We start from the raw sequence: 8424 nt of genomic DNA, 5'->3' as shown, positions 1-8424 counted from the left end.
CCGCCTCGCAGCGGTAGACAGTGAAGGAGAAGACAATGAGCATTGAAAAGACGTTGAGCGTGCAGAAACGTGAAGACAGCGGCAAGGGCCCGGCGGGTCGTACGCGCGCCCAGGGCCTCGTCCCCGGCGTGTTCTATACGGCCGATGGCAAGAATATCGCTGTTCAGGTTCCTTCCCTGCCCGTGGAAAAGCTGTATGGCGAAATGGGCCGTACGTCCGTTTTCAATCTGGAGATCGACGACAACGGCACCAAGACCGTGTATCCCGCCCTGTTCTGGCAGGTGCAGATGCACCCCTACAAGAAGGAATTCACCCACATCGACTTCTACGGCGTGGATCTGGATAAGGAAGTCAAGGTGGATGTGCCTGTGGAATATGTGGGCGTGTCCCGCGGCGTGAAGCTGGGCGGCGTCATGGAAACCTACCGCGAAGTCGTGCGCCTCAGCGCCAAGCCCATGGATATGCCTTCCAAGATCACCATCGACGTGACGGATATGGACATCAACAGCAGCGTGACCATCGAGACGCTGCCCCTGCCTGCCAACGTTTCCGCCGTGTTCGATCAGAATTACGCGCTGGTGAGCATCATCGACAAGTCCAAGGTCAAGGGCGACGCCGCTGAAGGCGAAGCTCAGTAGCCTCCTTTTCCCCTGTTTTTTCGGGCCGGTTCCCCAAAAGGAGCCGGCCTTTTTTCCACATGTCCATCGCCTTTGACGCTTCTCCCCTCTGCCCGGACTTTTGTCGCCTGCCGCTTGCGTATCGCAAGGGAGGCGCACTTCTGGACTACTGGCCGCGCGCGGATGCAGCCACGGTGCTCTTTGTGCCTGGCACCATGCTCGGTCCTCTGCAGTACCGCATTTTTTTACGTGCGCTCTATGCACAGGGCTTTTCCGTAGCAGCCCTGCATCTCACCGGGCACGGCGCTGCACGCCACATATGGCGGTTTCGTCTGTCGGATCTGCTGGACGACATACATCGCGCTGTGGACGCTCTGCAACAGAATCACAGCGGCCCCATCCTGCTGTGCGGGCATAGTCAGGGCGGCATCATGACGTTGGCTCTGGCCTGTGGCGGCAGCCTGCCCGACGGGGACGGCCGTCGCATCGCTTTTGCTCCCCTTGATGGAGTGAACGCCTTTTTTGCCGTTTCAGCCGTTTTTCCCCAGCATGACGACACCATGCGGCTCACGCTGTTTGCGCCCCTGCTCGCCCATCGCCACTCCATCCAGGACAAACTGCTGCGCCTGGCCCGGCGCTTTCCCGCGCTTCCTCTGCCGCTTTTCAGCTATCTTTCCCCGCGCCGTCTGCTTGCCGGGCATGGCTCCATCGACCTGCCCCTTGCCGAACGGCGTCTAACCTACCCGCTGGCCCTGCTGGCGGACCTGCTGGCCCTCCACATCAACGAAGCAACGCCAAAACCGTTCTTTCTTCTGGGCGCACGCAATGACGCCTTGTTTGCGCCGAACATACTGCGCGCCACATATGAACGACTTGACGCGCCACAGAAAAAACTTCACTTTCTCCCGTCAGGCGGCCATATGCTCCTCATGCAGGAAGCAACGGCACGCGAAACGGCGGCCTATCTGGCCCTGCACGCCTGCGCACTGGGTTTGCCGCTGCAAAGCGGCTATGTAGCTCCAAAGGACTGAATATGGATTTTTCCGGTGTACTGGTGGGTCTGGGAAATCCCGGCCCAACCTATGACGGCACCCGTCACAATTGCGGTTTTGCCTTTGTGGAGACTTTGCTGCGCGCCATCGCTCAGGATGGTGGCGACGTGCAGGAAGTGAGCGCCAGCAAGTTTTCCTGCCGTCTCTGGCGGGTTCGCTCGCCCCTGCTGGGCGGTTCCTGGCTGGCTGCCATGCCGCAGACGTACATGAACTTGAGTGGGCAATGTGTGCAGCCGCTTCTGGCATGGCATAAGGTGACTCCGGCACAGCTCCTTGTGGCGCATGACGAACTGGACATCCCGGCGGGCGACCTGCGCTTCAAGCTGGGCGGCGGCAACGCGGGCCACAACGGCCTGAAATCCATTACGCAACAACTGGGCACACCGGATTTCTACCGTCTACGCATCGGCATAGGCCGCCCACCAGCACGCGGCGACGTGAGCAACTGGGTGCTCGGCCGTCCCGCCGCTGATGACCAGACGCGCATAAACGACGCTCTCGATCGGGCACTCAAGGTCGTCTTCGCCTTTGCCGACAAAGGAGTGGACGCTGCCGTCCGCGCCTGTAAGCCCCCCAAGGTGAAAACCACCAAGGAAAAAACGGACAACTCATAAATGTGCTGCGTTGAAACTGACGAAAGATGAGCCAGCAGCTTTGCGGGTGGCTTTTTTCGTGCCGCTCAAAATTTGAGGGGAAGGGAGACCAAGCGCTTTGCTGTCGATGCCTGTAAGGCTCCTGTGTCGCCTAACGGACACGTCCCTGCGAGCCGCCCTTTGGGTCACCGTCAGTGCGGAAGGGCCCAGCCTTTTCGCAGCGAAGCGAGAAAAGGCATTCTCGTCATCCTTCCCCCCAAGCCTCCTATCTCTTCCCCAGCGTGCTTTTACCGAGAGGCTGGACGGTCAGCGCTCAACTCGACTCCGGGCAGGACACTTGCTGCAACTTCTCAAAGCCCTCACGCATGATGTGAGCCATCAGGATGCGTCTTTTTTCCAAGAAGTCAGCATATTGCATGGATTCCCATCCTTCCGGCAAGGCGTGCAGGCGTAAATCCTCCTGAATTTCCGGGCGATGCGTATGCTTGGCCATCTGTCTGGGGAAGTAGTCGGCAGGCGCATCGTCCGCAATGTCGACATTGCGATCCCATTCGACCAACGCATAATTGGCGATTTGGTTTCTGTCGCGATCGCTGTCTATGCCGATGCGTTGCAGATACGCCTTTGGAAAAAGATGGTGGCGCTCTAAAGCATCTCTTCCGCCCCTCATTGTTCCATCCAACATATCCGCTATTTTCAGATCCGAAAACAGGACATGGGCATCCAGCAGAACCAATGCGGCGTAGTACGCATAGAGTGCCGGACTCCGTGCGGCAGCCGAGGCAAGTTCATTGGGCAATGTGATATTCCAGTAGTCATCGGTCAACGTATCGCGAATGACACGATTAAGATGGTCCAAAAAGGCCGATCCGTTTTGAATGCCTCGCAAGTTGGCAAGATCCTGCTCCATCCTGGACTCGGGAGAGCTTGAATAACGAGCAGTAAGTGAACTCATGAAGAACCAGCGAGCAGTCACCAGCCGGAGCGCGTCGCCAGAAAGTGCATAATCGTACTTTCCTATAAGAAAAAAAGTGTACGCATATATCAGTCCGACGCCGGACGTGATCATTTTTTCATTGCGAAATCCGGCGGTATACAGGCAGCGAAGGAAATCCTTCCAGTTCTGTAGCGCAAGGACTTTGCCTTGTGCTTCCTTGAGCAGCAAAAACTGCGCTTCTCGCCGTTCTGGCGTCATGTCGCCTGTTTCCAAATCTTTTCCCCGAAGGACCTGATAAGCATATTTCAGACGCGCACGCTTGAATGCCAGACCAATACTGACCCGCAACAAATCGCTGGGATCCGGCGCATAAAAATAGTTGTATGGACTCCCCTCGTCTGCACTTGGGATGCGCGAAGCTCTGCAAAAGTTTTCCAGCGCGGCCCTTCCCTCATCCCAAAAAACAGACATGAGCGTCAGGATAAAGTCTGACTGGTTCAGCTTTTGGCCTCCGCTATTTACCCGGACAAAAATGTCGGAAACCAGCTCCTCGTCAGCTTCCTTGTCGATCTCAAGCGCGGAAAAGCTGTACGATTTGATACCAAGCAGGCGTTCAATATTTTCCGCCATGACCTCTTCACGCTCAGGACTGATTTCCCCCTGACTCTTTTTCAAGCAATCCAAAAAGTTATTAATATGCTTACGACTGCTGCCAGACCGCACAAATAGCTCAGAGATATCGCTTATCCACTCCGGGCTGCGCTCTAAAGCAGGTGTGGATACTTCAAAAATGCCTTTTTCAGGATGAAATGCGATTTTTATGCGCCGCTCGGAAAAATTTTTGTCCAGAACAGGCCTTCCCTTCATCACTGCATACAATGAAGTGAGCCGTTGCTGTCCATCAATGATCAAAAGTGACGGATTATCCGTACCATGCCCCAGGCTACCGATCTGACGATTCCCCGAATTGAAAGGTGCAGCCCAGAAAAGCAGAAAACCAACGGGATACCCGCGAAACATTGAGTCAAACAGATCCCGCACCTGCGCATTGCTCCAGACAAAAGGTCGCTGGATATCAGGAAGGCCAAGGTTGCCGTGGTCGATATCGGACACCAACCATTCAACAGAGCAGGAAATAGGCTTGATCAACGGTGCAGGCATGGTCCCTCCAGCATACAGTAATTGGATGTTATTCCGAGAAGCCACCAAAATAGACAGAGGGAAGAGGAAAAACCGCTGTCGGATTTCCTCTTCCCTCTTGCAGATGTCTTACTCAGAACAGCCGACTAGAAGTCCATCTTGCGGCATTCTTCCAGAGCGGCCGCCTGCTCTTCAAAGGAGACGAAGCCAGCCTGATGCAGGGCATCTTCCACGGTGCTGCTCCAGTCCCAAGTCGCGTAGATGACGGGCTTGTGGAACATGGAACGGAAGCCTTCCAGCTCGGTACGGTAGAAGTCTTCCTTCGGAGTATCCAGATGTTCGCGCAGTTGTTCGTGGCGGCGCTGCAGTTCGCCTTCGTACCACTCCTGGATATCCTGCGGCAGGGTGTACTTCTTGAGGATATGCCCGTAACCGGCCTCTTCCATGAGAGCGGCAAGATGCTTGTGATGCTGCTGGCCGAGCCATTCGCCCAGACGGGAGGTCGGGATATTTTCCGCCTCCACAGCGGCGATGTCCTTTACGGTCTGGAAGTAGGTATCCGGCACCACAGAGGCGGAAACAATACCCGCAATGGCCACCAGACCACGCAGGATAACGCTGTTGGAGACCCCCTGCCCGCAGAAGCCCACCTTCTTGCGGTACTTCTGCCCGGCAAAGATACTGACCAGAATGGCCCAGACCACTGCCGGATCTTCTTCATCATAGATGTGGGACAAGCGGGAGTTGTCGCGGTCGGTCGCCAGCACCATCTGCGTCATGTCATTGGAGCCGATGGAGAAGCCGTCGAACTCGCTGATGAACTGCTTGGCCAGAATGGCATTGGACGGGATCTCGGACATAAGGATGATCTTCAGTCCATCCTCGCCGCTCTTGAGCTTGTGCACCTGTTCCAGATAGCTGCGCATGGAACGAGCTTCTTCCAGCGTGCGCACGAAGGGCAGCATCATCTGCAGGTTACTGCCGCCGTACACGCCCCGGGCCAGCTTGAAGGCCTCGATCTCCCAGTCATGGATATTGCGGGAGACGCCGCGATAGCCCAGCATGGGGTTATCTTCATGATGCTCGAAGAGACTGCCGCCGATGAGGTTGCGGTATTCGTTGCTCTTGAAGTCCGTGGTACGGTAGACGATGGTCTTGCCGTAGAAGGCCATGGCAAAGAGAGCCAGGCTCTGGGCCAGCGTCTGCACGTAGTGTTCCTTGCCGGTGCGATAGCCACGGGTCTTGATGAGGGCGCGGATCTTGTTGGGCAGATTGCGCACGTCATCCATTTCCTTCTTGAGGCCGGCGCGCAGACTCACTTCCTCACGCAGACGCCCGATGTTCTCCAGCAGGGTCTTGACGGCGGGCAGATCCTTTACCTTTTCCACGCGGTCGGCCACGCTGGCCTCGATCTCGGCCATGCGCTTGGCTTCTTCGGGATCGGCGGGATTGAGCAGAGCCAGCTCATCGTCGTAGCCCATGATGATACGCACATGGTCGGCCAGGTCGTCGGAGGTCTTCAGCACTTCCAGACGACGGGAAGCGATCTCAAGATGCTGGTCGATCTTGTGATCCAGCTCGCGCATCTTGCGGTGCAGCAGCAGGACCTCCTCGGCATTGGCGCTGGTGTCCGTCGCCGCCAGGGCCGCCGCTTCGGCGGAAAGGCCGGTGATCTCGCCCACGTATTCACGCAGGTTGAAATTGAAGACGATGAGACCGGCGGCCATCTGTTCGCGCAGCACCTTGGAGAGGTTGCCCGCCAGTTCGCGCAGCTTGGCCTGCACGATGCTTTCCAGCTCACCGTTGTCAAAGGCTTCCAGCGCACGCGGATGGATGCTGATGTTGCCCAGCATGAACTCGGCGCGCAGCAGGCCCACTTCGAACTTGGGGAAATTGCGCAGACGGGAGAGGAAGAGCGCCTGCCCCACGTCGGCCAGCACGAGCCCCACCTTGGTGCGGGTCATGGGCAGCTGGGCCACGTCCATCTCGCCGCCCACTTCCTTGAGCGGCAGCAGGCCGCGGTACACGCGTCCGCGCGTGCCGTCCACGGTCACTTCCGCGCCGTCCAGCGCGCGCAGCACGTCCAGACGCTGGATGCCGATGACGGCGGCAATGCCCAGTTCACGCGAGGTGATGGCCGCATGGCTGGTGTCGCCGCCCACGTCGGCCATGATGGCCGAGGCCACGCGCATACCCGGCACCATGTCGGGGTCGGTACGTTCGGCCGCCAGCACGTCGCCCTTCTCCACCTTGTTCAGCTCCAGGGCCGACCGGAGGAAGCGCACCGTGCCCTGCCCCGCGCCGCGGGACGCGCCGTTGCCTTCCACCAGCACTTCAGCGGCGGCGGCAGCCTTGGGATCGACCTCCCGGCGGCGCATGAAGATGGTGGTGGGATGGTTCTCCAGCTCTTCGTTCCAGCGGGTCTCAGGACGCGCCTGCACGAACCAAAGTTTGTCGTTGGCGTCGATGCAGAACTCGGTATCCATGATCATGCCGCCGTAGGCCTTGCTCACGGCGCGCACGCCCTTGGCCACCCGTTCGGCCTGACTGAGCGACAAGGCCCAGCGCAGGGCCTCCAGCTCGGGCACGTCCACTTCGCGGGTGCCGCCCTTCTCGTCATAGACGATCTTCATGTCCTTGCAGCCCATCTGACGGATGACCACGTCGCTGCCGTCATCGCGCTGGAAGACATAAAGCTTGTCGGGCGTCACCTTGCCGCCCACCACGGCCTCACCGAGGCCATAGCTCGTATCGATGCTGACCAGGTCCTTGCGGTCCGTGCCCCGGCAACCGGTGGCCGTATCGGCGGAGAAGGCCGTACCGGACACCACGGGATTGATCATCTGCATCATGCAGACGGAAAGGGACGTATTCTCGATGGCCCATTCCTTCTTGGCCATTTCGGCGATGGATTCATCCCCCGTTTCCTCGGCGCGAGCGATGGCGTCGAGGATGGCCTCGCGGCGATAGGTCATGGAACGCAGATTGTAGGCCGAGGCGCAGTCCCAGTGGTAAGCTTCCACCACCTTGTCCCCACCGACCATATTGAGATAGGTGTCCTGCAGACCGGCAAAGGCTTTCTTGCGGGAGTCCTCGCCAGCGGCGGAAGAGCGCACGGCCACAGGCGTCATGTCATCGCCGTTATCCGTGCAGATGGACTGATAGGCGCCGCGCACGGCAGTATTCACATCCGCGGGCAGATCCACAGACAAAATGGCGGCCTGCACCATGACCGAACGCTTGCGCAGCTGGTCGATACCTTCCGGAGAAGTGGCAAAGCCGTCCACCACGTTATTGATGAAGGTCCGCAGCTTGGTATGCCCCTGCTCGGCCTCGGCCGTGGCGGCCTCATGGATCTGGCGGCCAAGCTGCCGCACGAATTTCTGCAGAAAATCAGGATCCTGATTGATCTCGGGATCGTTCCAGTCGATGCGACCGTATTCCTTATCGACTACGCTGCGGACAACGCGACCGCTCACCTTGGTTTCATCAAGCAGATGATGGAAGGCCTTTGAGGAAATGGCCCGAAAATACGGAGCCTGGATGCCTTCGATCTGGCTGATGAGCGCCGTATTGTAGTTCTTGCCGCCCACAAGCAGCTCGGCCTCTTCGCCCAGTGCGACGATATCCGCACCGGTGAGAACGAGCTTCTGACGAATGGCGTCAAGGCTTTCCTTATCGTTTTTGCCGCCTGATTTGGTGACAGGGGTCTTGTTGGGCATGACGTCCTCCGAAGTAATAGGGATGGATGACCGTAATATTCTAGCGCGCCTGCCCGCAGCTGTCTACTGTTGCGGGCAGGCGGGCGGCAAAGCTTAAACGGGCGAGCCGCAATAGGGGCAGAAGGAGATGTTTTCCATGGGGATGGGCTGCCCGCACGCTTCATTGCGGCAGGTACGCGGCACAGGGCAGAGCTCCACGATGAGTTCACCTTCCCGCACGGAGACCATCTGCTTGTTTTCCTTGAAGTCGGCCGTCTTGAGGACACGCTTGACCATAGCGTCCGTGGGCGCGAGCACGGCCTTTTCCTGCTTCATGATGGAGACGTTGAAGAGCTCTTCGCCTTCCTTCACGATATCGCCGGG

At 58.3% G+C, this 8424-nt stretch carries 6 protein-coding genes; 3 read left to right on the top strand and 3 right to left on the bottom strand.

The features are described 5' to 3' along the window. Positions 1-35 precede the first annotated feature (35 nt). Genes Q0K00_RS10455 through pth form a run of 3 tightly spaced genes read left to right on the top strand, consistent with a single transcriptional unit; the run spans position 36 to position 2283 of the window. The gene (locus tag Q0K00_RS10455; RefSeq protein ID WP_297229295.1) at positions 36-638 is read left to right on the top strand and encodes a 50S ribosomal protein L25/general stress protein Ctc; all 603 of its coding nucleotides are present in this window, start codon (positions 36-38) and stop codon (positions 636-638) included. Between the two features lie 59 nt (positions 639-697). Beyond that, positions 698-1648, top strand: coding sequence for an alpha/beta fold hydrolase (locus Q0K00_RS10450; protein WP_297229293.1), 951 nt, complete (start codon positions 698-700; stop codon positions 1646-1648). Between the two features lie 2 nt (positions 1649-1650). Then, positions 1651-2283, top strand: a complete 633-nt coding sequence (pth, locus tag Q0K00_RS10445) for an aminoacyl-tRNA hydrolase (RefSeq protein ID WP_297229291.1) — start codon at positions 1651-1653, stop codon at positions 2281-2283. Positions 2284-2575: 292 nt separating this feature from the next. Here pth and Q0K00_RS10440 read toward each other — a convergent pair whose 3' ends face one another. From Q0K00_RS10440 to Q0K00_RS10430, 3 genes are all read right to left on the bottom strand, one after another. Next, on the bottom strand, positions 2576-4360 hold the full coding sequence (locus Q0K00_RS10440; RefSeq protein WP_297229289.1) for a DUF262 domain-containing protein: 1785 nt from the start codon (positions 4358-4360) through the stop codon (positions 2576-2578). 125 nt (positions 4361-4485) lie between these two features. Next, entirely contained in the window at positions 4486-8061 is a 3576-nt protein-coding gene (locus Q0K00_RS10435; protein ID WP_297229287.1) for a PEP/pyruvate-binding domain-containing protein, read from the bottom strand. 93 nt (positions 8062-8154) lie between these two features. Continuing rightward, positions 8155-8424 (bottom strand): hypothetical protein (locus Q0K00_RS10430; protein WP_297229285.1); only part of this gene is annotated, 270 nt, incomplete at its 5' end.

This window comes from uncultured Desulfovibrio sp. (genome assembly GCF_944327235.1).
Taxonomy (GTDB): domain Bacteria; phylum Desulfobacterota; class Desulfovibrionia; order Desulfovibrionales; family Desulfovibrionaceae; genus Desulfovibrio.
Note: the sequence above shows the minus strand (reverse complement) of the source record. Positions and strands in the feature narration are given on the sequence as shown.

Bases quoted from the DNA above. Each gene is read 5' to 3' on its own strand.
- Q0K00_RS10455 (WP_297229295.1), top strand. From the start codon at position 36: ATGAGCATTGAAAAGACGTTGAGCGTGCAGAAACGTGAAGACAGCGGC.
- Q0K00_RS10450 (WP_297229293.1), top strand. From the start codon at position 698: ATGTCCATCGCCTTTGACGCTTCTCCCCTCTGCCCGGACTTTTGTCGC.
- pth (WP_297229291.1), top strand. From the start codon at position 1,651: ATGGATTTTTCCGGTGTACTGGTGGGTCTGGGAAATCCCGGCCCAACC.
- Q0K00_RS10440 (WP_297229289.1), bottom strand. From the start codon at position 4,360: ATGCCTGCACCGTTGATCAAGCCTATTTCCTGCTCTGTTGAATGGTTG.
- Q0K00_RS10435 (WP_297229287.1), bottom strand. From the start codon at position 8,061: ATGCCCAACAAGACCCCTGTCACCAAATCAGGCGGCAAAAACGATAAG.